We start from the raw sequence: 23,104 nt of genomic DNA, 5'->3' as shown, positions 1-23,104 counted from the left end.
GTTTTGTCATCATTGACAAAACATTGCATGGCGTGTCAGCCTCGGCCGATGAGCGACTTCGACGCGATCGTCATCGGCGCGGGGCACAACGGGTTGACCGCGGCCACACTGCTTCAGAAGCAGGGATTGCGCACCCTCTGCCTGGACACCAAGCTGTACGCCGGTGGGATGGCCTCCACGGTGGAGTTGTTCGACGGGTTCAGATTCGAGATCGCCGGCTCGGTGCAGATCCCGACGTCGGCGGTGGTCAGCCGGGAACTCGGGCTCGACGAGTTGCCGACCGTCGACCTCGACGTGATGTCGGTGTCGCTGCGCGGGGTCGGTGACGAACCGCTGGTCTACTACACCGACCCGATGAAGCTGCTGACGCACCTCAACGAGGTGCACGGCGCCGAAGCCGTCAACGGAATGGCCGGTCTGATGGCGTGGTGTCAGGCGCCCACCCGGGCGTTGGGCCGATTCGACGCGGGTCAGCCACCGAAGACGCTCGACGAGATGTATGCCTGCGCCACAAACGAATTCGAACGGTCGGCGATCACCGACCTGCTGTTCGGATCGGTCACCGATGTGCTCGACCGCTACCTGCCGGACAAGGAGAAGTTCGGCGCGTTGCGCGGCATGCTGGCGCTGCTGGCGTGCAACACCACGTACCGCGGACCCGCCACACCGGGTACCGCCGCAGCGCTCGCCTACGGCTTCGCCGTTCCCGACGAGAACGCGCTGCTGGTCAAGAAGCTGCGCGGCGGGATCGGCGCGCTCACGTCGCACCTGTGCGATGTGTTCATAGCCGGCGGGGGCGAACTGCGGCTACGCAGCAAGGTCGTGGAGGTCACCGTCGTCGCCGGCCGCGTGACCGGCGTGCGCCTCGAGGACGGCACGACGCTGACCGCGCCGATCGTCGTCTCTGGGATCGCACCGGATCTCACCGTCAACCACCTCGTCGATCCGGCCGCGATGCCTGCGGACGTGCGCGACCGGTTCGCCCGGCTGGACCATCGCGGTAGCTATCTACAGATGCACTTCGCGCTCGACGGCGTCCCCGAGTTCGCAGCACCCTATGAACTGCTCAACGACCCGGCGATGCAGTCCAACATCGGGATCTTCAGCACACCTGAGGAGCTTCAGCAACAGTGGGAGGACTGCAGGCGCGGCGTCGTGCCCGCCGACCCGGCCATCGCGCTACAGATTCCGTCGGTCAACGACCCCGGCCTCGCGCCGCCGGGCAAGCATGCGGCGTCGGCATTCTCGCTGTGGTTTCCGCCCGCGGACGCGAGGAGCGCAGACGCCGGAGAGGACGGCCCGTCGAGCTACGGCGCGATGAAGGCGGAGATGGGGCAACGGGTGATCGACAAGATCACCAGGCTGGCGCCCAACTTCGAAAGTCTGATCACGAAGCACACGACGTTCACCCCCAAGCACATGGGCACCATGTTCGGCGCTCCCGGCGGCGACTACTGCCACGGACTGATCCACCCCGAACAGATGGGCCCGAACCGGCCGGGGCCCAAAGGCTATTTGGATCAACCGATTCCGATCGACGGGCTCTACCTGGCCAGCGCGGGTTGCCACGGCGGGCCGGGTATCACGTTCGTTCCCGGGTACAACGCGGCCAAGCAGGTGCTGGCCGACATGTCCTGACGCCGGTCGTTCGTTTCCGATACGGCGGTGCCGGGAATGCCTCGTCCATGGGATTGACCGTGGCTGTCACCGGGCCCACCGGCGAGATCGGCAAGTCGGCCGTGGAGGCACTCGAGGGTGTGGCCGAGGTCGACGAGATCGTCGGCATGGCGCGCAGGCCTTTCGACCCGGCCGACAACGGTTGGTCGAAGACCACGTATCAGCAAGGCGACATCCTCGACCGGGACGCGGTCGACTCACTGGTCGCCCGCGCCGACGTGGTGGTCCATCTGGCCTTCATCATCATGGGCTCGCGGGAGGAGAGTGCTCGGGTGAATCTGCAGGGCACCCGAAACGTCTTCGAGGCGACGGTGGCCGCGGCGCGCCCGCGCCGACTGGTGTACACCTCGTCGGTCGCAGCGTACGGCTACCACTCCGACAACCCCGTGCCGATCACCGAAAGTGTCCCGCCGCGAGGGTCACCCGAGCACTACTACTCACAACAGAAGGCCGCATGTGAGGCCACGCTGGCCGAGGTCACCGACGGCACACCGCTGGAGGTCTATGTGCTGCGGCCATGCATCGTCGCCGGGCCGAAGGCGCCCGCGCTGGCCGACGCCATGCCGTGGAACAAACTGCCCGGACCGGTCAAGGGCATCACGCGTGGGCTGCCGCTGTTGAAACCGCCGGTCCCCGACCCCGGCATACCGCTGCAGTTGGTGCATCACGACGACGTGGCGACCGCAATAGCGTTGGCCGCCACGACATCCGCGCCGCCCGGCGCGTACAACATCGCCGGTGACGGTTTGGTGTCGATGTCCGACGTCACGGGCAAGCTCGGGGCTCGTCCGGTGCGGGTGCCGAAGGTCTCGGCGACCGTCGCGTCGGAGATCATCGCGCGGCTGCCGTTCGTCCCGTCGATGCTCGAGTGGCTACACGTCGGACGCACATCGGTCGTCATGGACACGACCAAGGCGAAGACTCAACTTGGCTGGCAGCCGAAACACACTGCCGCCGAGACACTGTCGCAGCTGGCCGACTCGCGCTGAATCACTGTGTCGGGTCGCCGGTGTCGGCGGGACCGCTCGGCGTCGCGCCGCCCTCATCCGACCAGTCCACGCCCTCCTCGGTGCCGTCGGTGCCACGAGCCGGATCGCTCTGCACGTCGTCGTCGGCCTTCGACGGGCCTGCGTCGGTATCGGTGGTGTCGGGATTGTCTTTCTTGTAGTCGCTCACCGGCATCGGGTACCCATCGAGCCGGATTTCAGTCGCCGCTTTTCTCCCCCTAACGCGCCATCGTCGAGTTCGGCGCGCTCCAGTCGGTCGAGACGAACCGGTGGCGGATCAGCCAGTCCCCGTCCACCGAGTCGACGGGGACGAACACGTCGCGGTAGCGGCCGTAGTGGTCCAGGCCGATCTCGGTGAACACCGTGAAATAGCATGCGACATGCGCCTCTTGCGGCGTCACGTCGGTGAACCGGATGTTGGTCACGTTGTGCCGCACGATGCGTTTGACGTTCGACTGCGACGCCGCCGCTTTCGGCGCCGCGACCGCGCCGCCCAAGAACTCGGCGATCGCATCGCGGCCTTGCGCCGGTTCGCTGCCGCGCACTTCGAGGATGCCGTCGTCGCAGAACGCGGCGGCAAGCTCGGTGAGGCGCAGTGCATCTCCCGACCAGTTGTATCGGGCGAGGGTGTCTCTGATGTGTTCGCGGGCGGAAAGCTCCCAAAGCTCCATAGGCCAACCGTAACGGGGCTAGGGTCAGGCCATGGCTACCAGCGATTCCCGTGAGGTCGTGATCGAGGCGAGCCCGGCCGAAATCCTCGACGTCATCGCCGACGTCGAGTCCGCACCGGACTGGTCGTCCCAACACCAAGGCGCCGAAGTGCTCGACAGAGACGCCGATGGCCGGCCGGGCCGGGTGCGGCTCAAGCTGAAAACCATGGGCATCTCCGACGAGCAGGTGGTGCAGTACACCTGGGCGGAGAACAAGGCCAGCTGGACGCTGCTGGAATCGACTCAGCTCAAGACCCAGAGCGCGTCGTACACACTCACGCCCGACGGCGACAAGACCAAGGTGCGCTTCGAGATCACCGTCGACCCGGCGGTGCCGATCCCCGGTTTCGTGTTGAAGCGCGCGATGAAGGGCGGCTTGGAGGCTGCCACCGACGGCCTGCGCAAGCAGGTGCTCAAGGTCAAGAAGAACCGCTAGCCGACGACGCTTCCAGCTCGTCGGGTTCGGCGATGGTCAACACGGCGTCGACGATGTAAGGGTCGGCCTGCAGCTGCATCTCCAGGCGCCGAAGCGTCTCGGAGACCCGTGATTCGCTCGCATCGCCTTCGAGATCGACGCTTGCCACCAGGAATAGTTGCTTCGGCCCGACGAACACCAGACGCACGAAGCGCACCGCGGCGACCTCGGGTAATCGCTCGATGCGCCTGATCGCGGCCTCACGCACCCGCGGATCGGCGGGCTCGCCGACCAGAAAGCGGCGGTTGCGGTCGATCAGCACCACCGCTATCACCCCGAGCAGCAGCCCCACCATGATTGACCCGACTGCGTCCCAGGCGGCGTTGCCGGTGAGCTGATGCAGGCCAATTCCCAACGCGGCGAGGATGATTCCGATCAACGCTGCGGTGTCCTCGGCGAACACTGCGCGGGTGGTCGGATCCGAGGTCTCGAGCACGTGGTCGAGCAGATCGCGCTCGAAGCGACGAGCTTCTGTGCGCAGTTGTCGCAGGGCCTGGACTAGTGACATCGACTCGAGCCCGAACGCGACGGCCAGCACGATGTAGGCCACGAGATAGTTCTCGGGTCCGGTCTCGCCGCGCAGCAATTCGGTGATGCCGTGCCAGACGGAAAGGGAACCGCCGACGACGAACAATCCGACGGCCGCCAACAACGACCACACGTACGCTTCCCGGCCGTAGCCGAACGGACGGTCGGCGTCCGGCGGTCGGCGGCTTCTTCGGTTGGCGATGGCCAGCAAGCTCTGGTTGCCGGCGTCGGCCCAGGAGTGGGCGGCCTCCGCGGTCATCGACGCCGAACCCGTCAGGACGGCGGCCACCGTTTTGGCGAGGGCCACCGCCAGGTTGGCGCCGAACGCGACGAGGACGGTCAGCGTGCTCTCGCCGGAGCGCTGGTCGGTTTCGGTCATCCCACTAGTCTGCGACTCATGACGAGCCAAGGACCCCTCGCGGGAGTGAAGGTCATCGAGCTCGGCGGCATCGGGCCCGGACCGCACGCCGCGATGATGCTGGCCGACCTCGGCGCCGACGTGGTGCGGGTGCGCAGGCCCGGCGGGCTGCAGATGCCGGCAGAGAACGTCGACCTGCTGCACCGCGGCAAGCGCGTCGTCGACCTCGACTTGAAGAAGGACCCGGCCTCGCTGCTGGCTTTGGTCGCGAAGGCCGACGTGCTCATCGACGCGTTCCGGCCCGGCACCTGTGAACGACTGGGAATCGGACCCGACGACTGCGCGGCGGTGAACCCGCGGCTGATCTTCGCTCGAATCACCGGCTGGGGTCAGCACGGCCCGCTGGCTCAGACCGCCGGCCACGACATCAACTACCTGTCGCAGACCGGCGCGTTGGCGGCCATCGGCTACCGCGACCGGCCGCCGGTGACGCCGCTGAACCTGGTGGCCGACTTCGGCGGCGGATCGATGCTGGTGCTGGTGGGCATCGTGTCGGCGCTCTACGAGCGGGAGTGCTCCGGCCAAGGGCAAGTGATCGACGCAGCGATGGTCGACGGCGTGTCCGTGCTGGTTCAGGACATGTGGACGATGAAGTCGACCGGCACGCTGAGCGACGACCGGGAGTCGTTCATGCTCGACGGCAGCGCACCGTTCTACCGCACCTACGAGACCGCCGACGGCAAGTACATGGCGGTCGGCGCGATCGAACCGCAGTTCTTCGCGCAGTTGCTTCATGGCCTGGGGTTGAGTGCCGACGAGGTGCCGCGGCAGTCGGACAAGTCCGCGTTTCCACAGATGCACAGGCTGTTCGCCGACCGGTTTGCGAGCAAGACTCGTGACGAATGGGCAGCGATCTTTGCGGGCACCGACGCGTGCGTGACACCGGTACTGACATGGAGTGAGGCCGCGCAGAACGACCACCTGCGCGGCCGGTCAACTTTGGTGCAGGTCAACGGCGTCGACCAGGCGGCGCCGGCGCCGCGGTTCTCCCGGACGCCGGCGGGTCCGATCGGTTCCCCGCCGCAGGCCGCGACTCCGATCGCCGACATCGACTGGCCGGAGAATTAGCTGGAAGGTCCTATACACGCGGCTGTCGAGCTACTTACGATTGCCACATGGCGGTCCGGGCATCGAGGGAAGTGGTTTTCGAAGCGCCCAAGGATGCGATCTTGGACGCGCTCGCCGACATCGACGCCGTTCCCACGTGGTCGCCCGTGCACAAACGCGCCGAAGTGCTCGACCGGCATCCCGACGGGCGTCCCCATCACGTCAAGGCGACGTTCAAGATCATGGGCGTCACCGACAAGGAAGTGCTCGAATACCACTGGGGTGACAACTGGGTGGTCTGGGACGCCGAAGCCACCCTGCAGCAGCGCGGTCAGCACGGCGAGTACAACCTCACCCCCGTCGGCGAGGATCGCACGCGCGTGCGCTTCGACATCGTCATCGACCTGGCCGCGCCGATTCCCGACTTCCTGCTGCGCCGCGCGAAGAAGATGGTGCTCGACGTCGCGACCGAGCACCTCCGGCGACGAGTGATGGCGGACGCACGGTAGGAGCACCCCGTGGCCGTACGGACATCACGCGAGATCGTCATCGAAGCGCCACCGGAAGCCGTCATGGCCGCGTTGGCCGATGTCGGCTCGCTGCCGTCATACTCGCCCGCCTTCAAGTGCGCCGACGTTCTGGACACCTACGAGGACGGCCGTCCCCACCACGTGCACACCGCGGTCAAGGTGCTCGGCAAGGTGTTCGATGACATTCTCGAATACCGTTGGGGGCCTGATTGGCTGGTGTATGACTCAGAACGCACCACACAGCGGTACTCGCAGCACATCGAGTACACGCTGCGGCCGGACTACACGCGAACATCGACGACTGTGCGGATGGACGTCACCGCCGAAACCGACTCGCTCATCCCGGATTTCCTCATCGAGCGGGTCGGCAAGTCGGTGATCGACGCGCAGGTGGAGGGTCTGCGCCGACGGGTGTTGGGCGGCAAGCCATCCGGTCAGCCGGAGTAGCCCAGGCGTCTCGATTGTGAATCTGCCGACGGAAATCGTCGCCAGAGTCAGGGCCGGCGCAGTGCGGCCAACCGGCGGATCGCCTCGTCTAGCGTGTCGTCCTTTTTGCAGAACGCGAAACGCACCAGGTGATTCCACGCACCGGCGTGCTCGGCGCCCGGATCGCAGAAGGCCGACATCGGAATCGCGGCCACTCCGGCGCTGTGCGGCAGGTCCGCACAGAACGTGGCGCTGTCGGTGAAGCCGAGCGGCCGCGGGTCGGCGCACAGGAAGTAGGTTCCGGAGCTGTCGTGCACCTCGAAACCCAACTCCGTCAGCGCTTCGCCCAGTCGGTCGCGCTTGGCCTGCAGGGAATCCCGCAGCGACGTCACCCATGCCTCTTCGTTGTTGAGTGCGTGCGCGACCGCGGGCTGGAACGGCGCGCCGCCGACGTAGGACATGTACTGTTTGGCGGCACGCACGCCGGCGATGAGATCGGCTGCGCCGCAGGCCCATCCGATCTTCCAGCCGGTCACGTTGAACATCTTGGCCGCACTGGAGATCGTGATCGTGCGCTCGGCCATCCCGGGATAGGAGGCCAGCGGGATGTGGCGGTGCCCGTCGAACACCAGATGCTCGTAGACCTCGTCGGTGATCACCAGCAGGTCGGCCTCGACGGCGAGTTCGGCCAGCGCGCGTAGTTCGTCGTCGCCGGCCACCATCCCGGTCGGGTTGTGCGGCGAGTTGACGATCAGCGCCTTCGTGTTCGGCGTGAGTGCCTTCCGAAGCCCGTCGACGTCGATCCGGAACCCGCGGCCGTCCTGGACCAACGGGACCGCGCGGCGCTGGCAGCCCGCCATCGCGATCACGGGGGAGTAGGAGTCGTAGAACGGTTCGATCAGCAGGATCTCGGATCCGGGCTCGACGAGGCCGAGGACAGCGGCCGCGATGGCTTCGGTGGCGCCGACGGTCACCAGGACCTCGGAGTCGGGGTCGTATGGGGTGCCGAAGTGGCGTTCGCGCTGCGCGGCGATGGCTTGGCGCAACGGCGGGATGCCGAGACCGGGTGGGTACTGGTTGACGCCCTCGGCGATCGCCTGCTCGGCGACCTCGAGCATCGCGGGCGGACCGTCTTCGTCGGGGAAGCCCTGGCCGAGGTTGACGGCGCCGATCCGGGTGGCCAGCGCAGACATCTCGGCGAAGATCGTCACCGCATAGGGCTGGAGCCGTCTGACTGTCACGGCTGTCGAGCCTAAGGTTTTGAACCCACCTAGTCGCAATGTCAGCCTGACAGCGTCGCCATGGATATATAGCCTCGGCGGAACCCTCAGCGCGACATTGTGTCAGCATTACCGCCGACCGCCCGGCCAACCAACAGGTTGGCCGAAACTGTTAGGCTGCCGGGCGGAGGACTACCGTCCATCTGGACAGGCGTCCCGGAACCCAATCTGAAGAGGAAATATCTTCATGTCTGAAGAAGCCTTCATCTACGAGGCGATTCGTACGCCTCGCGGCAAGAACAAGAACGGTGCGCTCAACGAGGTCAAGCCGATCAACCTGGTCACCGGCTTGATCGATGAGATGCGGCTGCGCTTTCCCGATCTGGACGAGAACCTGATCAGCGACGTCATCCTCGGCGTCGTATCGCCGGTGGGCGATCAGGGCGGCGACATCGCGCGCACTGCGGTGATCGCGGCGGGCCTTCCGGAGACCACCGGTGGTGTGCAGCTCAACCGGTTCTGCGCCTCCGGCCTGGAGGCGGTCAACACTGCCGCGCAGAAAGTCCGTTCGGGCTGGGACGACCTGGTGCTCGCCGGTGGTGTGGAGTCGATGAGTCGGGTCCCGATGGGTTCGGACGGTGGCGCCTGGGCGACCGACCCGGAGACGAATTACGCGGTCGGCTTTGTGCCGCAGGGCATCGGCGCGGATCTGATCGCCACCATCGAGGGCTTCTCGCGCGAGGATGTCGACGCCTACGCCGCGCGGTCGCAGGAACGCGCAGCCGCGGCGTGGTCGGGCGGTTACTTCGCGAAATCCGTGGTGCCGGTCAAGGACCAGAACGGTCTGGTGATCCTCGACCACGACGAGCACATGCGTCCGGGCACCACGGTGGAGAGCCTGGGCCAGCTCAAGACCGCGTTCGACGGCATCGGTGCGATGGGCGGTTTCGACGACGTGGCGCTGCAGAAGTACCACTGGATCGAGAAGATCAACCATGTGCACACCGGCGGCAACAGCTCGGGCATCGTCGACGGTGCGGCGCTGGTGCTCGTCGGCTCAGAGAAGGCAGGCACCTCACAGGGTTTGACGCCGCGCGCCCGGATCGTGGCGACCGCGACCAGCGGTAGCGATCCGATCATCATGCTCACCGGCCCGACGCCGGCCACTCGCAAGGTGCTCGACCGGGCCGGCCTGACGGTCGACGACATCGACCTGTTCGAGCTGAACGAGGCGTTCGCGTCGGTGGTGCTGAAGTTCCAGAAGGACCTCAACATCCCCGATGAGAAACTCAACGTCAACGGCGGCGCCATCGCGATGGGCCATCCGCTGGGCGCCACGGGCGCCATGATCACCGGAACCATGGTCGACGAGCTCGAGCGTCGGGGCGCCCGGCGCGCGCTGATCACGCTGTGCGTGGGCGGCGGCATGGGCGTGGCCACCATCATCGAGCGAGTCTAAGGAAAAGCAATGGCAGAGAACACCATTCAGTGGGACAAGGACGCCGACGGCATCGTCACCCTGACGTTGAATGACCCGACCGGCTCGGCCAACGTGATGAACGAGCACTACAAGGAGTCGATGCACAACGCCGTCGAACGCCTTGTGGCCGAGAAGGACTCGATCACCGGCGTCGTCATCACCAGCGCGAAGAAGACCTTCTTCGCCGGCGGTGACCTCAAGGGCATGATGAACGTCGGCCCCGACAACGCCGCCGAGGCGTTCGACGAGGTCGAGTCCATCAAGGCCGACCTGCGCAAGCTCGAGACGCTGGGCAAGCCGGTCGTGGCCGCCATCAACGGCGCCGCGCTGGGCGGCGGCCTGGAGATCGCGCTGGCGTGTCATCACCGCATCGCTGCCGACGTGAAGGGTTCGGTCATCGGACTGCCCGAGGTCACGCTGGGCCTGCTGCCCGGCGGCGGCGGCGTCACCCGCACCGTGCGGATGTTCGGCATCCAGAAGGCGTTCATGGAGGTGCTCTCGCAGGGCACCCGGTTCAAGCCGGGCAAGGCCAAGGACACCGGCCTGGTCGACGAACTCGTCAGCAGCGTCGAGGAACTGTTGCCGGCCGCCAAGGCCTGGATCAAGGCGAATCCGGAAAGTCACACCCAGCCGTGGGATGCCAAGGGCTACAAGATGCCCGGCGGCACCCCGTCGTCGCCTGGCCTGGCGAGCATTTTGCCGTCGTTCCCCGCGCTGTTGAAGAAGCAGCTCAAGGGTGCGCCGATGCCGGCGCCGCGCGCGATTCTCGACGCGGCCGTCGAGGGCGCGCAGGTCGACTTCGACACCGCGAGCCGCATCGAGAGCCGCTACTTCACGCAACTCGTCACCGGCCAGACCGCCAAGAACATGATCCAGGCGTTCTTCCTGGACCTGCAGTACATCAACGGCGGCGGCAGCCGCCCCGAGGGCATCGAGCCGGTCAAGATCAACAAGATTGGCGTGCTCGGCGCGGGCATGATGGGCGCCGGTATCGCCTACGTGTCGGCCAAAGCCGGCTTCGATGTCATCCTCAAAGATGTCAGCCTCGAGGCCGCGCAGAAGGGCAAGGGGTACTCCGAGAAACTCGAGGCCAAGGCGCTCGAGCGGGGGCGGACCACCGAGGAAAAGTCCAGGGCGCTCCTCGATCGCATCACCCCGACCGGCGACCCGGCCGACCTCAAGGGCGTGGACTTCGTCATCGAGGCGGTGTTCGAGGACCAGGACCTCAAGCACAAGGTCTTCCAGGAGATCGAGGACATCGTCGAACCGAACGCGCTGCTGGGGTCGAACACCTCGACGCTGCCGATCACCGGTCTGGCGACCGGTGTGAAGCGCCAGGAGGACTTCATCGGCATCCACTTCTTCTCACCGGTGGACAAGATGCCGCTGGTAGAGATCATCAAGGGCGAGAAGACCTCTGACGAGGCGCTGGCCCGGGTGTTCGACTACACGCTGGCCATCGGCAAGACCCCGATCGTCGTCAACGACAGCCGCGGGTTCTTCACCAGCCGCGTGATCGGCACCTTCGTCAACGAGGCGCTGGCCATGCTCGGCGAGGGTGTGGAGCCGGCATCGATCGAGGCGGCGGGTTCGCAGGCCGGCTATCCGGCGCCGCCGCTACAGCTGTCCGACGAGCTCAACCTCGAGCTGATGCACAAGATCGCCGTCGCCACCCGCAAGGGTGTCGAGTCGACCGGCGGCACCTACGAGCCGCATCCGGCCGAGGCGGTCGTCGAGAAGATGATCGAGATCGGTCGACCGAGCCGCCTGAAGGGCGCCGGCTTCTACGAGTACGTCGACGGCAAGCGCACCGGTCTGTGGCCGGGCCTGCGGGAAACGTTCAAGTCCGGCTCCACTTCAACGTCTCAAATCCCGCTGCAAGACATGATCGATCGCATGCTGTTCGCCGAGGCGCTGGAGACCCAGAAGTGCCTCGACGAAGGCGTGCTGACCTCGACTGCCGACGCGAACATCGGCTCGATCATGGGCATCGGCTTCCCGCCGTACACCGGTGGTTCGGCGCAGTTCATCGTCGGCTACCAGGGCGCGGGCGGCATCGGCAGGGAGGCGTTCGTGGCCCGCGCCAAGGAGCTGGCCGCCAAGTACGGCGAGCGGTTCAACCCGCCGGCCTCCCTGACTCCGTAGCGCTCACTGGGGCGGTGGCCGCTAGATTGGCCACCGTGCCCCAGAGCTTCACCGACGAATTCGCGGCGGGGCTGGCCGGCTACGGCGACAAGCCGTGCATCGAGTTCGAGGGCCGCTGGTACACCGGCGACGAGGTGGCGGCGTACGGCGTCGCCGTCGCCGAGGCCCTGCGGACCGCGGGTGTTGCCGACGACGCCCCGGTCGGGCTCGTGGTGCGCAACCGGCTACCCCACGCCGCGGCGATCATCGGGTTTCTCGGCGCCGGTCGCACAGTGTCGATGATCTACTCGTTTCAGTCACCGGAGGCGATCGGCCGTGACGTCGAGACGCTGCGGCTGTCGGCCATCATCGCCGACGTCGACGACTGGGCGGCACCCGTCGTCGGCGCCGCGAGGCGAACGGGAAGCGTCGGCGTGGCGATCTCATCGCGATCGCCGACCGTCGCCGCGGTTCCGGGGCTGGAACGTCGCAACCCGAGCCGCTCGCACGCGCACGCGGAACCTGGAGTGGCGCTGCAGATCCTGACCAGCGGAACGACGGGCCCGCCCAAACGGCAGTCGATCAAGACGGCGGTGCTCGAACGCACGGTCTTCAGCGTCACCAGCGGCGAGGCCGCGGCCGACGACGCCCCGCCCGAGCTCGCGTACTGGCAGTTCGGCGGAATCGGTGTGTGCCAACTGATCGCGGGCATTTACAACGGCAGGCGGATCGCGATGCTCGAGCGGTTCAGCGTCGAGGCTTACGTGGACGCGGTGAAGCGGCACCGAATCAGGCGTTCGGGCGTTCAGCCGGCCGTCGTCAGGATGCTGCTGGACGCCGAGGTCGCCAAGGAGGATCTCGCGTCGCTGGATTTTCTGATCAGCGCCTCGGGTCCGCTCGATCCGGAGACCCGCGACGAGTTCGAGGCAAAGTACGCCATTCCGATCATGCTGGCTTACGGCGCAACGGAATTCGCGGGCTCGCTGTGCGCGTGGACTCCGGAGATGGCGCGCGAATTCGGTTCGGCCAAGCGCAACAGCGTCGGTAGGGCACTGCCCGATGTCCAGTTGCGTGTCGTCGACCCCGACACCGGCGCCGAGCTCCCCACCGGAGAGCAGGGTCTGCTGGAAGCCAAGGTCGCTGCAATCGGATCGGACTGGATCCGCACCACCGACATCGCCTCGATCGACGCCGACGGTTTCGTCACGCTACACGGCAGGGCCGATGGCGCCATCAACCGCGGCGGGTTCAAGATACTGCCGGAAACCGTTAGGCGCGTTCTCATTTCGCATCCCGCCGTGCGTGATGCCTGCGTTGTCGGGGTGCCCGACGCGCGTCTGGGCGAAGTGCCGTTCGCGGCGATCGAGGTGACGCCCGGGTCGCCGGTACCGTCCGAGGACGAGTTGGCCGAGCTGGTCCGCTCGACCCTGCCGGTGTACAACGTGCCGGTGGCTTTCGCAGCCGTCGACGAACTGCCGCGCAACCCGGCGCTGAAGGTGAGCCTGCCGGCCGTCGCGGCGCTTTACGAACTGCGCGCGAAGAGGTAGTGGCGGGGCGCGTGCCCGCCGTCGTGAGCGACTTCCGGCTCGTCCCCGGTCGACAGCAGGGACCAGCCTGTTGCGAACCGCCGTTGCACCTCGGCCGGCTCGATGCCCGGCACTCCGAACCGTTCGCCGGGGACGAATTCGACGAGGAGAAGTCGCGCGTCGGGTGCGGCCACCGCGGTGACCTCGCGGACGTAGGCGTCGCGATCGTCGGCGCTCATCCCGTGCAGGCAGCCGCTGTCGACGATGAGGTCGAAGTCCGAGCCGACGCCTTCGGCGGACAACCGGGTCACGTCGGCCCGAGTGAACGTCACGTCGACCTTCGCCGCGGCGGCCTTGGCTCTCGCCGTGTTCACCGCCTTGGCGACGTAGTCGACACCCGTGACGCGCCAGCCGTGCCGGGCGAGATAGATCGAAGTGTCGCCGGTGCCGCAGCCGAGATCGAGTGCGCTGCCGGCGGGCAGCGCGTCGACGCCTTCGACGAGGTTGCGCAGGCTGGCGGGCAGGGGGTGGCCGTCCCACGGCGTGAACCCCAGCCGGTAGAAGACGTTGAACAGCAGCTGCCGTGACGACATCGGCTCAGAACGAACCGAGATCTGACGACAGCCAGTGCTGAGGCTTCATGAAGATCACTACGCTCTCGCCGTGCTCGCGGCGCGCGTACTCGAGGTAGTCGTCGACTTTCTCGGGCGGCAGATAGCGTTTGGCGACCTCGACGAGGTGCTCGTCGGTGCCCGGCTCGATCCGACTGACCGGGCCGTCGACCGCCACGTAGCGCACCGTCGGTTCGATCCGCTCGACCATCAGCGTGAATTCGCCTTGGGTCTCGATGAGCCGGTGCTTGCGCGAGCCGTCACCGGTGAGGACCCACGGCTCACCGCCGGGGCTGTATTGGTACCAGACGGGCACGGTCAGCGGACCGCGCTTGTCGCCCGCACTCACCGACAGCGCAGCGACATGAGGTTCGGCCAGGAATTGTTCGCGTTCGTCCTTCGACAGGGCCATGGCGCCAGGTTAGCCGCGGCCTCTGACATGATCCGGCGGATCGAGCGTCAGCACCCGATCCGGGAGAAGAAGGCGAGCGTGACGATGCCGATTGCGATCGCGACGGGCGTCTGACCCATCGCCGCGGTGCTCACGATGCCGGCGACGGCGGCGATGGCGATGAGCGCCAGCAAAAGCGCGTAGAACCAGCGGACCCCGATGGCGCCGTTGTGACGCGCGGGGTGAGACTCCATCCGGGTGATCCGATCACGGGCCACGACCGCCTCCTCATTGTGGCTCAGGTCACACACAGCTTGGTCTGTGAGCCACACCATACAACAGAAACCGCCGGTCAGCGAACCGGCACGGGCTTTTTGGCCTGTGCGGCGCGCGCCCGCGTGGCTGAGGCGGGATGCGGGGTGGCGCTGTCGACGCATGCCCCGACAACTCCCCGCTGCATGGTGATCATGTGAAGCGCAGCTAAGTGCTTTGCGCGGTAGGCGGCGCGGCGCGGGTGTGGCAGCCGCCGGAAATGATGCCCGACCGACACCACTCGGACGCGCCTCGCGCCCTACTGACCCGGCGTCGCCGGTGGCTTAAAGTCGGGTGCCATGCGCTTCGGACTGTTCATCCCGCAGGGCTGGCGACTCGATCTGATCGGCATCCCACCCGAGGACCAGTGGAAGGTGATGCACGACCTCGCCGCCTACGCCGACGGCAGCGACGCCTGGGATTCGCTGTGGGTGTACGACCACTTCCACACCGTGCCGGTTCCCACCTCCGAGGCCACCCACGAGGCGTGGACGCTGATGGCGGCGTACGCAGCGACGACGTCACGGATCAAGCTCGGCCAGATGTGTACGGCGATGAGCTACCGCAACCCGGTGTACCTGGCCAAGGTCGCCGCCACCGCAGACGTCATCTCGGGCGGCCGGGTCCAGATGGGCATCGGGGCCGGCTGGTACGAACACGAATGGCGCGCTTACGGATACGGGTTCCCGTCCGCCGGGGAGCGGCTGGCCCGCCTCGACGAGGGAGTGCGGATCATGCGCGACGCCTGGCGGGCCGGGAAGGTCAGCTTCGACGGCAAGCACTACCAGGTCGCCGGAGCGATAGTCGAGCCGAAGCCGTTGCAGGAAGGCGGGATTCCGATGTGGATCGCCGGCGGCGGCGAGAAGGTGACGCTGCGCATCGCCGCCAGGTACGCCCAGTACACCAACTTCACCTCCGAGCCTGGAGGGTTCGCGCACAAGTCGCAGGTGCTGGCCGACCACTGCCGCGAGGTCGGCACCGACTACAACGCGATCGTGCGCTCGGCCAACTTCAACGCGGTCATCGGCGAGTCGGAGGCCGACGTCAAGGACCGGGTGGGCAGGGTGCGCGCGCGGCAGGTCGCCAAGGCCGACGAGTCAGCGGTGGACGCGATGTTGAGTACCGTCTCCGCGCCCGAATCCGCAAGCGGCACACCGGAACAGGTCGTCGAAAAGCTGGAGAAGATGCGGCAATTGGGCTGCGAGTACGCCATCCTCTACTTCCCCGAAGCCGCGTACGACCGCTCCGGAATCGAACTCTTCGAACGACAGGTCATCCCCGCGCTGAGCTAGGGCGTCGGCGGAACCGGCCCCGGAGTCGGTGCGGCTGGAGCGTCGTAGTAACCGGGCGGCGGTGGGCCGTCCAGGGAGTGGTATCCGGGCGGCAGCGGAGGGCCGCCTCCTGCCGGTGGCGCCACCGGTGGGCCGTTGGACTCCGGCGCGGTTATTGACGTGTATCCGGGTGGCAGCTGCGGCGCGGGCCCGGCCCCGGGCGGTGGCGGGGCTCCCGCGGGTACCTGACCGGGCGGCATTCCGGTGAACCCGAAAGGGTCCTGAGCCTGTTGCCAGGCGTCCCTGAGGAAGCCCAGGGGACCAGGCCTCGAGCCCTGACCGTACTGGGGGTTCGCGATCTCGGGAACCGGCGGAGCGCCGACGGGCGGCGGCGCGGGTGGGGGATCGGCCGCGTCCGCGGGCGCGACATAGGGCTGTCCCGGCGCCGGAGGTGCGTCGGCGACGGCGGGCGCGGGCGTCGGCGGGGCCGGGATCTCGGGATCCGCACTGGCGAGGCCGGCAGTGGCGAGTGCTGCGAGACCGGCCGCGACGCCGGCCAGCGCGGTCTGGGCGGCCTCGACGGATGAGAGGGCACGAGCGCGCCGGCGTCTGGTCATGGATAGTGAGGCTAGCGGCTCACCGCGGAAGGCGCGCAGGTACGAGCGGTGGCGTATCGCGGCCCGACCCCTCCTCGGTGCCCGCGACCTTTAGGATTGTCTTCTTGCCATACCGCGATCGAACAGCCCTCGATTGAGACGATCCATGGCCCACACGCGGGTGGGCGTGCTCGGCCGTCTCGGAAGGAAGCTTGCGATGAACAAGACCTCCCTGACCGCACTCGCGCGTGAGCAACTCGAAACCGCCCGTGCCGCGCGAAGCGGGCGTAGCGCGCACACCGTCTACGGCGGCCACGAGCACTCGCTGCGTCAGACGCTGATCGCCTTGACCGGCGGCTCCAAGCTCGACGACCACGAGACGAACGGGGAGGCCACCCTTCACGTGCTGCACGGTCGGGTGCGGCTGACCCATGAGTCGGCGAACTGGGAGGGTTCGGCGGGCGATCACATCGTGGTGCCGAAGTCGCGGCACGGTCTGCAGGCGATCGAGGACTCGGCCGTGCTACTGACCGTGTCGAATCCCGTTGGGCCGCATATCTGATCGCGAGCCGCTAGATCGCCGGGCCGAGCAGGTCGTCGGCGTCCTTGATGACGTAGCCGTAGCCCTGCTCGGCAAGGAACCGCTGACGGTGAGCGGCGTACTCGGCGTCGAGGCTGTCGCGGGAGACCACCGAGTAGAACATCGCGCCGCCGCCACTGGCCTTGGGCCGCAGCAGCCGGCCCAACCGCTGAGCCTCCTCCTGCCGGGAACCGAAGGTACCTGAAACCTGCACCGCCACAGAAGCTTCCGGCAGATCAATGGAGAAGTTGGCGACCTTGGACACCACCAGCGTCGGGATCTCGCCACGGCGGAACGAATCGAACAGCGCTTCGCGCTCAGCGGTCTTCGTCGAGCCCTGGATGACGGGCGCGTCGAGTTCGGCTCCGAGTTCTTCGAGTTGGTCGAGGTAGGCGCCGATCACCAGCGTCGGCTCGCCCTTGTGCTTGTCGAGGATCGATTTGACCACCGCGATCTTGGTGTGCACCGTCGAGCACAGTTTGTAGCGCTCGTCGGGCTCGGCGGTCGCATAGAGCATCCGCTCGTTGTCGGTCATCGTCACGCGCACTTCGACGCACTCGGCGGGCGCGATCCAGCCCTGGGCCTCGATGTCCTTCCAGGGCGCGTCGTACCGCTTCGGCCCGATCAGCGAGAACACGTCACCTTCGCGGCCGTCCTCGCGAATCAGCGTGGCGGTCAACCCAAGTCGACGACGTGACTGCAGGTCGGCGGTCATTCGGAACACCGGGGCCGGCAGTAGGTGCACCTCGTCGTAGATGATCAGCCCCCAGTCCCGGCTGTCGAACAATTCCAAGTGGCGGTATTCGCCCTTGGTGCGACGCGTGATGACCTGGTAGGTGGCGATCGTGACCGGGCGGATCTCCTTGCGCTCACCGGAGTACTCGCCGATCTCGTTCTCGGTCAACGACGTTCGGTTGATCAGCTCACGCTTCCACTGCCGGCCCGCGACGGTGTTGGTCACCAGGATCAGGGTCGTCGCCGAGGCCTTCGCCATCGCGGCCGCACCGACGAGCGTCTTGCCCGCACCGCACGGCAGCACGACGACCCCCGATCCGCCCTCCCAGAACGACTCGGTGGCCATCTGCTGGTAGTCGCGCAGATGCCAGCCGTCCTGCGCGAGGCTGATCGGGTGCTTCTCCCCGTCGACGTAGCCGGCCAGATCTTCTGCGGGCCAACCGATCTTGAGCAGCATCTGCTTGACGCGGCCGCGCTCGCTGTTGTGCACCATGACGGTGTCGTCGTCGATACGCGCACCGAGCATCGGCGCGATCTTCTTGTTGCGCAGCACCTCCTCCAGCACCGCGCGGTCCAAGCTGACCAGGGTCAGGCCGTGCACCGGGCTCTTCACCAGCTGCAGGCGGCCGTAGCGGGCTATGGTGTCGACGATGTCGACCAGCAGCGGCTGCGGCACCGCGTACCGGGAGAAGGTCACCAGCGCGTCGACGACCTGCTCGGCGTCGTGCCCCGCCGCGCGGGCGTTCCACAGCGCCAGCGGGGTGATCCGGTAGGTGTGCACATGCTCGGGCGCACGTTCGAGTTCGGCGAACGGGGCGATGGCCGCACGCGCGGCGCCCGCCTGCTCGTGGTCGACTTCGAGCAGCACGGTCTTGTCGGACTGCACGATCAGGGGGCCGTCAGTCATGCGCGATCCGCTGCGCTTCTCGCTGGCTGGTCATCCGGTCCATTATCCAGAACCGCCCGACCTCGGCACCGGCGAGCATGCGTGAACTGCTGCTTTTCCGTCGCGTGTGGTGTGCAGGCGCGCCCGCTCGCGCAAAGCGAGCGTCAGTCGTCGTCGGCGGTGACCACCGACGTGATCCGGTGGACGGCGAAGTCACGAACCCGCCCCGACGCCGGGTCGTAGGCGGTCAACTGGCCTCCGCGCACGTTGATCGGTGCGACGACACGCTGCGTCGCCACCCCTGCGGGGTCGACGTAGCCGACCACGACGGAAGCCTGCATATGCGCGGCCTCCTGTAACTGGGTGATCGCCACGGCCGGGTCCAGTCGCATCCCGCCCGTCGGGGCGGACGCCACCTTGCGCAGCACCGCGACGATGGCGGCCAGCGTCTGACTGGTCGGGGTCGGCGGGAGTCGGTAGGTGCGCCGACGCCCGGGCGGGGCAGGCACCCGCGCGCCGCGCGCCCGGATGTCGACGATGGTGCCGGTCGAGTCCTCGGCTGCCGGGGCGAAGCCGGCTTGCCGCAGCGCGGCGAGCACCTCGGAGATCGGCGCCTGGGACACCGCGACGGTCGGCGCGAGCAGCCGCATCTCCAGGGCTTCGGCCGCCGGCGCGGACACCGCCTGCGCCAGCAGTGCGGCGTCCTCGCACCGCACGAACGATGCTGCCTTTCCGACGCGAAGCTGGCCGTGCCTGCGCGCAACGTCGTCGATGAGATACGTCAGTCCTTGCGGCACAGGGGTTTTGGAGTGCCGGGCGAACAGGGCGTGCAGCTCACCGGCGGTCCGCCCGGTGTCGAGCGCCCGCCGGATCGACGCCTCGCTGATGCGGTACACCATTGCTGCGCCCGCAGACTCCACGCTCGCCACTGCGGCCAGTTCTTCGGCCAGGTCGCGTTGCAGCGGCCCCGGCACGATCACCGTCAGGTCGGCCTGGAGCAGGAAGTGGTCGATCGGCGCGGGCAGGATCCGCTCCATCTCCTTGACCACGTCATCGCCGGCGGCGTCGGCGAGCAGCGCCCGGGCCGGGGTGGCGATCGCGCCGCGGCCCACCAGGCCCAGCGCGTGTGCCTCCGTCAGCAGGTCGGCGACCGGCGCCGGTTGCAGCCGCGCCCCCCAGCGCGGCCTGCGCCAGATCATCGCGCGCGACGCCTCCGTCGCCTCGACGCCCGCGCCCGGCGGAAGGCTCGCGAGCATTTCGAGCAACAACTTGCGGTCCAGCGGCGCTGCGGTCGAGAACAACGAATCCGACAGCGCGGCATAGGGTTTGTTGTCAGGTCCGCGGCTGCCGATCAGGCCCGGCCGACCGGGCAGGTCCAGCCACGCCGTGGCCATCAGGTGCCACTTGACCGCGGTCGGCGATTCGACGAACCGGTCGGCAGACACCGTCGGCGCCCAGTAGGGCCCGTCGCCGGCTTCTGGTTCGGGCTCGGGCATGCCCGCCGAGATCAGACCCGCGGCCGCCGTCACCGTGAGGATCAGCCCCAGCCTGCGCTCCTCGATGCCGGTCATCTTGGTCAGCCGCTTGACGTCGCGCACTCCGAGCCCGCCGCTGCGAAGCTCGGGAACCGGTGTGGCCCCCAGGGTTTCGAGAACAACCTCGACTTCACGCAGTAGGTCCAGGGCAGCTCCTGCAGCCACCGCGTCGGCGTCGGCTGCCGTCGTCGTCGCGACCACCGGGTCGGGTTCGGTCCACTGCACGGGCCCGGGCAGTTCGCCGCGCAGCACCTGGCCGACCAGACGCGGCAGAATCACCGTTTCCGCGTCCACCTGGCGCAGCAGTCCGGCCGCCAAGAGGCGCTGCACCGGACGGTCGGGTGGTGTGCCGGGCGCGGCATCGCGGGTGCGGCCCACCGGCGAGCCCTCCAGCAGCTTGCGCAGCAGATCGGACTGGGCCTCGTCGAGCGTTTCGAGCCGCGCCGCGATCTCCTCCGGCGTTGCCGTGGTGTCCTCGACGGTCGCCTGCCCCGGATACCACGGCAGCCCCGCGGCGGCTTCGGCCACCACCCGAACGGTCGTGTCGCCCCACACCAGCGCACGGTCGCGCAGATCGTCGACGGCCCCGGCGACGGCCGCCTCAGCGGCGCGGTCACCGATCAACTCCAGCAGTTTGGTCAGCGGGACGGCGGCGGTGTCGGCGTGCAGCACCAGCAGCGCGTCGAGCACGGCGAGCCGCAGGAAGTCGAGGTCATCGGTGGCGGCCTTGACCGACTGACGGGCCTGGGCGCGGGCCGCCAGCGCAGCGATCGTCCCGGGTGGCGGTTGGGTCAGGTCGGGCCGCAACTCCAGCAGCCGGATGAGCCGCTCGTCGGGAAGATCAGCCAACCAGGCGCCCAGAGGCACGCCAGGAGCGTTGTCGGTCATTGCTGACCAGGGTAAAGCAGTACGGCCGTTCGCCACCGGTCGAGGCATTTGCCACAATGTGGGCGTGGCAGACAACAAAGGGAAGAAGCGATACATCGATCCGGGCTGGCCGGCGATCGACGGTGAGGACGACCACGCAGTCAGTGAGCTTGCCACCGACCGGACCGGCGCGCTGTCGCCCTTCGGTGAGCTCACTTTCCCGCTGCCCGCGGACGACCTGCCGTACGTGCACCCGGTGACGGTCGTCAACAAGTAAGTGTCCGAGCGGGCCCGCCTCTCGCACGTCGACGAGTCCGGCGCGGCGCACATGGTCGACGTCACCGCCAAGGACGCCACCAAGCGCACGGCCGTCGCGGCCGGCACGTTGCACACCACCGCCGACGTCGTGGCGATGATCGCCACGAGTGGGCTGCCCAAGGGCGACGCGCTGGCCACCGCCCGGATCGCGGGCATCCAGGCGGCCAAGCGCACCAGCGACCTCATCCCGCTGTGCCATCAGTTGGCGCTGACGGGCGTCGACGTCGACTTCGAGATCGGCGACGAGGCGGTGGATATCACCGCGACCGTGCGTAGCACCGACCGCACCGGCGTCGAGATGGAGGCGCTGACCGCGGTCGGCCTGGCCGCGCTGACCCTCTACGACATGATCAAGGCCGTCGACCCGGCCGCCCGCATCGACGACATCCGGGTGCTGCGCAAAGAGGGCGGCAAGACGGGAACGTGGGAACGCTGATGCGTTCGGGTCGCGTCGTCATCGCCTCCACACGCGCCGCTGCCGGGGTGTACGAGGACCGCTGCGGGCCCATCGTCGTGGACTGGCTCACCGGCCGTGACATCGCCACTGGAGCGCCGGTCGTCGTACCGGACGGCGACGCGGTCGCCGATGCGATCTCAGCCGCCGTCGGCGAAGGTGTCGACGTGGTGATCACCTCCGGTGGCACGGGCATCTCGCCGACCGACCGCACTGCCGAGGCCACCGCCGAGATCGTCGACTATCAGGTTCCCGGGCTGGCCGACGCGATCCGCCGCGCCGGCGAGGACAAGGTGCCTACGTCGGTGCTGTCGCGCGGGGTGTGCGGGGTCAAGGGTCGCACGCTGATCGTGAACCTGCCCGGCTCGCCCGGCGGGGTCAAGGACGGCTTGGGTGTGCTGGACGGGGTCCTCGAGCACGCGCTGGATCAACTCTGCGGAAAGGACCACTCGCGATGACGGCCGTCGTGGTGCGCGCCGACCTGTCCGAGCAGCCGATCGAACCCGCCGAGCACGAGGCGCTGGTCGCAAACGCCTCCGCAGGAGCGGTGGTCAGCTTCGCCGGTGTGGTGCGCGATCACGACAGCGGCCGCTCGGTGATCCGGCTGGAGTATTCGGCGCACCCTTCGGCGGCGCAGACCCTGGCCGAGGTGGCCGCGGAAGTCGCCGCCGAGGCGACGGGCGTGCGGGCCGTCGCTGTCAGCCATCGCATCGGAGTTCTCGAGATCGGTGATGCTGCGCTGGTGGCCGCGGTGGCGGCCGACCATCGCGCGGCGGCCTTCGAGACCTGCGCTCGCCTGGTCGACGTCGTCAAGCAGCGGCTACCGGTGTGGAAGCACCAGTTCTTCGCCGACGGCTCCGACGAGTGGGTGAACTCCGCCTAAAGCGTGTCGAGCGCGATCAGACCGTCGGGGCGGGCGGCGGGGCAGGAGCCGGGGCGACCGGAAGGTTCGGCGCCTGGCCGCCCGGTGCATCCGGCGTCGTCAGCGGCCGCTGCGTAAGCGCCAGCAGCGCATCCTTGCCGCTGACGTCCTGCGTCTGGATCGCGTGCCAGATCTCCTTCAGATACGCGACATTCGGGCTGTCGGTGGAAACCTGCGAACGGTCGACAGTGGTCCCCGGCGGCAGGTTCTGCGGGCTCGCGAGGTGTGGCACACCGCTGTCCGACGCGAGCGGAGCGACCGCCGGTGCGGGTGCCGGAGGAGCGGGCGGCTGCGCGGGTGCAGGCTGCGGTGCGTCGACGGGGAGCGACCACAGCTGCGGCTGCTCGCCCGGCGCCGGTGCGGCCGGAGCGACATCCCAGTTGGCGACGGGCTGTGCCTCGATCGGCGGAGCCGGTGGCGCCGGTGCTGGCGGCGGTGGGGGGGGGGGGGGGGCGGCA

The 23,104-nt window shown here is 68.0% G+C and carries 25 protein-coding genes and 1 pseudogene; 15 read left to right on the top strand and 11 right to left on the bottom strand.

All coding sequences use genetic code 11. From position 1 onward, the window contains the following. Positions 1 to 48: 48 nt before the first annotated feature. Both AU187_RS07470 and AU187_RS07465 read left to right on the top strand, forming a co-directional pair. On the top strand, positions 49 to 1,638 hold the full coding sequence (locus AU187_RS07470; RefSeq protein ID WP_059098287.1) for a phytoene desaturase family protein: 1,590 nt from the start codon (positions 49 to 51) through the stop codon (positions 1,636 to 1,638). A 47-nt stretch (positions 1,639 to 1,685) separates the two neighbouring features. Continuing rightward, positions 1,686 to 2,666, top strand: coding sequence for an NAD-dependent epimerase/dehydratase family protein (locus AU187_RS07465; protein ID WP_059098286.1), 981 nt, complete (start codon positions 1,686 to 1,688; stop codon positions 2,664 to 2,666). Position 2,667: 1 nt separating this feature from the next. Here the strand turns inward: AU187_RS07465 and AU187_RS07460 are convergent, their stop codons facing one another. Both AU187_RS07460 and AU187_RS07455 read right to left on the bottom strand, forming a co-directional pair. Further along, a complete protein-coding gene (locus AU187_RS07460) occupies positions 2,668 to 2,853 on the bottom strand; it encodes a hypothetical protein (protein WP_231740237.1) in 186 nt (61 codons plus the stop codon). 49 nt (positions 2,854 to 2,902) lie between these two features. Beyond that, positions 2,903 to 3,355 (bottom strand): nuclear transport factor 2 family protein, encoded by a 453-nt coding sequence (locus tag AU187_RS07455; protein WP_059098284.1) that lies wholly within the window; start codon positions 3,353 to 3,355, stop codon positions 2,903 to 2,905. A 31-nt stretch (positions 3,356 to 3,386) separates the two neighbouring features. On the opposite strand from AU187_RS07455, the gene AU187_RS07450 reads away from it, so the two are divergent. Continuing rightward, complete coding sequence (locus tag AU187_RS07450) at positions 3,387 to 3,830, top strand: SRPBCC family protein (RefSeq protein WP_059098283.1); 444 nt, start codon at positions 3,387 to 3,389, stop codon at positions 3,828 to 3,830. On the opposite strand, the gene AU187_RS07445 is transcribed toward AU187_RS07450, so the two are convergent. Beyond that, entirely contained in the window at positions 3,814 to 4,776 is a 963-nt protein-coding gene (locus AU187_RS07445) for a cation diffusion facilitator family transporter (protein WP_059098282.1), read from the bottom strand. The genes AU187_RS07450 and AU187_RS07445 overlap by 17 nt on opposite strands. Before the next feature lie 18 nt (positions 4,777 to 4,794). On the opposite strand from AU187_RS07445, the gene AU187_RS07440 reads away from it, so the two are divergent. Genes AU187_RS07440 through AU187_RS07430 form a run of 3 tightly spaced genes read left to right on the top strand, consistent with a single transcriptional unit; the run spans position 4,795 to position 6,839 of the window. Further along, entirely contained in the window at positions 4,795 to 5,883 is a 1,089-nt protein-coding gene (locus AU187_RS07440) for a CaiB/BaiF CoA transferase family protein (protein WP_059098281.1), read from the top strand. Positions 5,884 to 5,930: 47 nt separating this feature from the next. Beyond that, a complete protein-coding gene (locus AU187_RS07435) occupies positions 5,931 to 6,371 on the top strand; it encodes an SRPBCC family protein (RefSeq protein WP_059098280.1) in 441 nt (146 codons plus the stop codon). Between the two features lie 9 nt (positions 6,372 to 6,380). After that, positions 6,381 to 6,839, top strand: a complete 459-nt coding sequence (locus AU187_RS07430; protein WP_059098279.1) for an SRPBCC family protein — start codon at positions 6,381 to 6,383, stop codon at positions 6,837 to 6,839. A 47-nt stretch (positions 6,840 to 6,886) separates the two neighbouring features. Here the strand turns inward: AU187_RS07430 and AU187_RS07425 are convergent, their stop codons facing one another. Then, complete coding sequence (locus tag AU187_RS07425; protein ID WP_059098278.1) at positions 6,887 to 8,059, bottom strand: pyridoxal phosphate-dependent aminotransferase; 1,173 nt, start codon at positions 8,057 to 8,059, stop codon at positions 6,887 to 6,889. A gap of 226 nt (positions 8,060 to 8,285) precedes the next feature. On the opposite strand from AU187_RS07425, the gene AU187_RS07420 reads away from it, so the two are divergent. The 3 genes from AU187_RS07420 to AU187_RS07410 are packed head-to-tail and all read left to right on the top strand — an operon-like array spanning position 8,286 to position 13,189. Beyond that, positions 8,286 to 9,497: an acetyl-CoA C-acetyltransferase gene (locus AU187_RS07420; protein ID WP_059098277.1), complete on the top strand. Its 1,212-nt coding sequence runs from the start codon at positions 8,286 to 8,288 to the stop codon at positions 9,495 to 9,497. A 9-nt stretch (positions 9,498 to 9,506) separates the two neighbouring features. Further along, positions 9,507 to 11,663, top strand: coding sequence for a 3-hydroxyacyl-CoA dehydrogenase NAD-binding domain-containing protein (locus tag AU187_RS07415; protein WP_059098276.1), 2,157 nt, complete (start codon positions 9,507 to 9,509; stop codon positions 11,661 to 11,663). A 35-nt stretch (positions 11,664 to 11,698) separates the two neighbouring features. Then, the gene (locus AU187_RS07410; protein WP_082684013.1) at positions 11,699 to 13,189 is read left to right on the top strand and encodes a class I adenylate-forming enzyme family protein; all 1,491 of its coding nucleotides are present in this window, start codon (positions 11,699 to 11,701) and stop codon (positions 13,187 to 13,189) included. Here the strand turns inward: AU187_RS07410 and AU187_RS07405 are convergent. Genes AU187_RS07405 through AU187_RS07395 form a run of 3 tightly spaced genes read right to left on the bottom strand, consistent with a single transcriptional unit; the run spans position 13,165 to position 14,448 of the window. Further along, positions 13,165 to 13,761, bottom strand: coding sequence for a class I SAM-dependent methyltransferase (locus AU187_RS07405; RefSeq protein ID WP_059098274.1), 597 nt, complete (start codon positions 13,759 to 13,761; stop codon positions 13,165 to 13,167). The genes AU187_RS07410 and AU187_RS07405 overlap by 25 nt on opposite strands. 4 nt (positions 13,762 to 13,765) lie before the next feature. Continuing rightward, positions 13,766 to 14,191, bottom strand: coding sequence for a pyridoxamine 5'-phosphate oxidase family protein (locus AU187_RS07400; RefSeq protein ID WP_059098273.1), 426 nt, complete (start codon positions 14,189 to 14,191; stop codon positions 13,766 to 13,768). Between the two features lie 47 nt (positions 14,192 to 14,238). Then, positions 14,239 to 14,448: a hypothetical protein gene (locus tag AU187_RS07395; protein WP_156425622.1), complete on the bottom strand. Its 210-nt coding sequence runs from the start codon at positions 14,446 to 14,448 to the stop codon at positions 14,239 to 14,241. A 333-nt stretch (positions 14,449 to 14,781) separates the two neighbouring features. On the opposite strand from AU187_RS07395, the gene AU187_RS07390 reads away from it, so the two are divergent. Further along, entirely contained in the window at positions 14,782 to 15,774 is a 993-nt protein-coding gene (locus AU187_RS07390) for an LLM class F420-dependent oxidoreductase (RefSeq protein ID WP_059166487.1), read from the top strand. Here AU187_RS07390 and AU187_RS24900 read toward each other — a convergent pair. Continuing rightward, positions 15,771 to 16,370 carry a hypothetical protein gene (locus tag AU187_RS24900; RefSeq protein WP_082691771.1) on the bottom strand — a complete coding sequence of 200 codons (600 nt, stop codon included), beginning with the start codon at positions 16,368 to 16,370 and terminating at the stop codon, positions 15,771 to 15,773. The genes AU187_RS07390 and AU187_RS24900 overlap by 4 nt on opposite strands. A gap of 196 nt (positions 16,371 to 16,566) precedes the next feature. Between AU187_RS24900 and AU187_RS07385 the strand changes: the two genes are divergently transcribed. After that, positions 16,567 to 16,911: a cupin domain-containing protein gene (locus AU187_RS07385; protein ID WP_059098466.1), complete on the top strand. Its 345-nt coding sequence runs from the start codon at positions 16,567 to 16,569 to the stop codon at positions 16,909 to 16,911. A gap of 10 nt (positions 16,912 to 16,921) precedes the next feature. On the opposite strand, the gene AU187_RS07380 is transcribed toward AU187_RS07385, so the two are convergent. Together AU187_RS07380 and AU187_RS07375 are read right to left on the bottom strand one after the other, a co-directional pair. Further along, a complete protein-coding gene (locus AU187_RS07380; protein WP_059166486.1) occupies positions 16,922 to 18,571 on the bottom strand; it encodes a DNA repair helicase XPB in 1,650 nt (549 codons plus the stop codon). Between the two features lie 143 nt (positions 18,572 to 18,714). Beyond that, positions 18,715 to 20,973, bottom strand: coding sequence for a helicase-associated domain-containing protein (locus AU187_RS07375; RefSeq protein WP_059166485.1), 2,259 nt, complete (start codon positions 20,971 to 20,973; stop codon positions 18,715 to 18,717). A gap of 58 nt (positions 20,974 to 21,031) precedes the next feature. Here AU187_RS07375 and AU187_RS07370 point away from each other — a divergent pair, with 58 nt between their 5' ends. From AU187_RS07370 to AU187_RS07355, 4 genes are read left to right on the top strand one after another with little or no spacing between them, the layout of a single operon-like run. Then, positions 21,032 to 21,229: a hypothetical protein gene (locus AU187_RS07370; RefSeq protein WP_059098268.1), complete on the top strand. Its 198-nt coding sequence runs from the start codon at positions 21,032 to 21,034 to the stop codon at positions 21,227 to 21,229. 51 nt (positions 21,230 to 21,280) lie between these two features. Then, positions 21,281 to 21,706 carry a cyclic pyranopterin monophosphate synthase MoaC gene (moaC, locus tag AU187_RS07365; RefSeq protein ID WP_059098465.1) on the top strand — a complete coding sequence of 142 codons (426 nt, stop codon included), beginning with the start codon at positions 21,281 to 21,283 and terminating at the stop codon, positions 21,704 to 21,706. Beyond that, positions 21,706 to 22,182: a MogA/MoaB family molybdenum cofactor biosynthesis protein gene (locus AU187_RS07360; protein WP_082684026.1), complete on the top strand. Its 477-nt coding sequence runs from the start codon at positions 21,706 to 21,708 to the stop codon at positions 22,180 to 22,182. Before moaC ends, AU187_RS07360 begins: the two co-directional genes overlap by 1 nt. After that, positions 22,179 to 22,607 (top strand): molybdenum cofactor biosynthesis protein MoaE, encoded by a 429-nt coding sequence (locus AU187_RS07355; protein WP_059166484.1) that lies wholly within the window; start codon positions 22,179 to 22,181, stop codon positions 22,605 to 22,607. Before AU187_RS07360 ends, AU187_RS07355 begins: the two co-directional genes overlap by 4 nt. A gap of 16 nt (positions 22,608 to 22,623) precedes the next feature. On the opposite strand, the pseudogene AU187_RS07350 reads toward AU187_RS07355, so the two are convergent. Then, a pseudogene (locus AU187_RS07350) lies at positions 22,624 to 23,104 on the bottom strand (transglycosylase family protein); the annotation flags it as partial.

The organism is Mycobacterium sp. IS-1556, from assembly GCF_001499985.1.
Classification (GTDB): domain Bacteria; phylum Actinomycetota; class Actinomycetes; order Mycobacteriales; family Mycobacteriaceae; genus Mycobacterium.
Note: the sequence above shows the minus strand (reverse complement) of the source record. Positions and strands in the feature narration are given on the sequence as shown.

Coding starts and splice junctions, on each gene's coding strand:
- AU187_RS07450 (WP_059098283.1), top strand. CDS start 3,387: ATGGCTACCAGCGATTCCCGTGAGGTCGTGATCGAGGCGAGCCCGGCC.
- AU187_RS07465 (WP_059098286.1), top strand. CDS start 1,686: ATGGGATTGACCGTGGCTGTCACCGGGCCCACCGGCGAGATCGGCAAG.
- AU187_RS07470 (WP_059098287.1), top strand. CDS start 49: ATGAGCGACTTCGACGCGATCGTCATCGGCGCGGGGCACAACGGGTTG.
- AU187_RS07390 (WP_059166487.1), top strand. CDS start 14,782: ATGCGCTTCGGACTGTTCATCCCGCAGGGCTGGCGACTCGATCTGATC.
- AU187_RS07445 (WP_059098282.1), bottom strand. CDS start 4,776: ATGACCGAAACCGACCAGCGCTCCGGCGAGAGCACGCTGACCGTCCTC.
- AU187_RS24900 (WP_082691771.1), bottom strand. CDS start 16,370: ATGACCAGACGCCGGCGCGCTCGTGCCCTCTCATCCGTCGAGGCCGCC.
- AU187_RS07385 (WP_059098466.1), top strand. CDS start 16,567: ATGAACAAGACCTCCCTGACCGCACTCGCGCGTGAGCAACTCGAAACC.
- AU187_RS07415 (WP_059098276.1), top strand. CDS start 9,507: ATGGCAGAGAACACCATTCAGTGGGACAAGGACGCCGACGGCATCGTC.
- AU187_RS07405 (WP_059098274.1), bottom strand. CDS start 13,761: ATGTCGTCACGGCAGCTGCTGTTCAACGTCTTCTACCGGCTGGGGTTC.
- AU187_RS07455 (WP_059098284.1), bottom strand. CDS start 3,355: ATGGAGCTTTGGGAGCTTTCCGCCCGCGAACACATCAGAGACACCCTC.
- AU187_RS07435 (WP_059098280.1), top strand. CDS start 5,931: ATGGCGGTCCGGGCATCGAGGGAAGTGGTTTTCGAAGCGCCCAAGGAT.
- AU187_RS07380 (WP_059166486.1), bottom strand. CDS start 18,571: ATGACTGACGGCCCCCTGATCGTGCAGTCCGACAAGACCGTGCTGCTC.
- AU187_RS07440 (WP_059098281.1), top strand. CDS start 4,795: ATGACGAGCCAAGGACCCCTCGCGGGAGTGAAGGTCATCGAGCTCGGC.
- AU187_RS07360 (WP_082684026.1), top strand. CDS start 21,706: ATGCGTTCGGGTCGCGTCGTCATCGCCTCCACACGCGCCGCTGCCGGG.
- moaC (WP_059098465.1), top strand. CDS start 21,281: ATGGTCGACGTCACCGCCAAGGACGCCACCAAGCGCACGGCCGTCGCG.
- AU187_RS07355 (WP_059166484.1), top strand. CDS start 22,179: ATGACGGCCGTCGTGGTGCGCGCCGACCTGTCCGAGCAGCCGATCGAA.
- AU187_RS07375 (WP_059166485.1), bottom strand. CDS start 20,973: ATGACCGACAACGCTCCTGGCGTGCCTCTGGGCGCCTGGTTGGCTGAT.
- AU187_RS07420 (WP_059098277.1), top strand. CDS start 8,286: ATGTCTGAAGAAGCCTTCATCTACGAGGCGATTCGTACGCCTCGCGGC.
- AU187_RS07400 (WP_059098273.1), bottom strand. CDS start 14,191: ATGGCCCTGTCGAAGGACGAACGCGAACAATTCCTGGCCGAACCTCAT.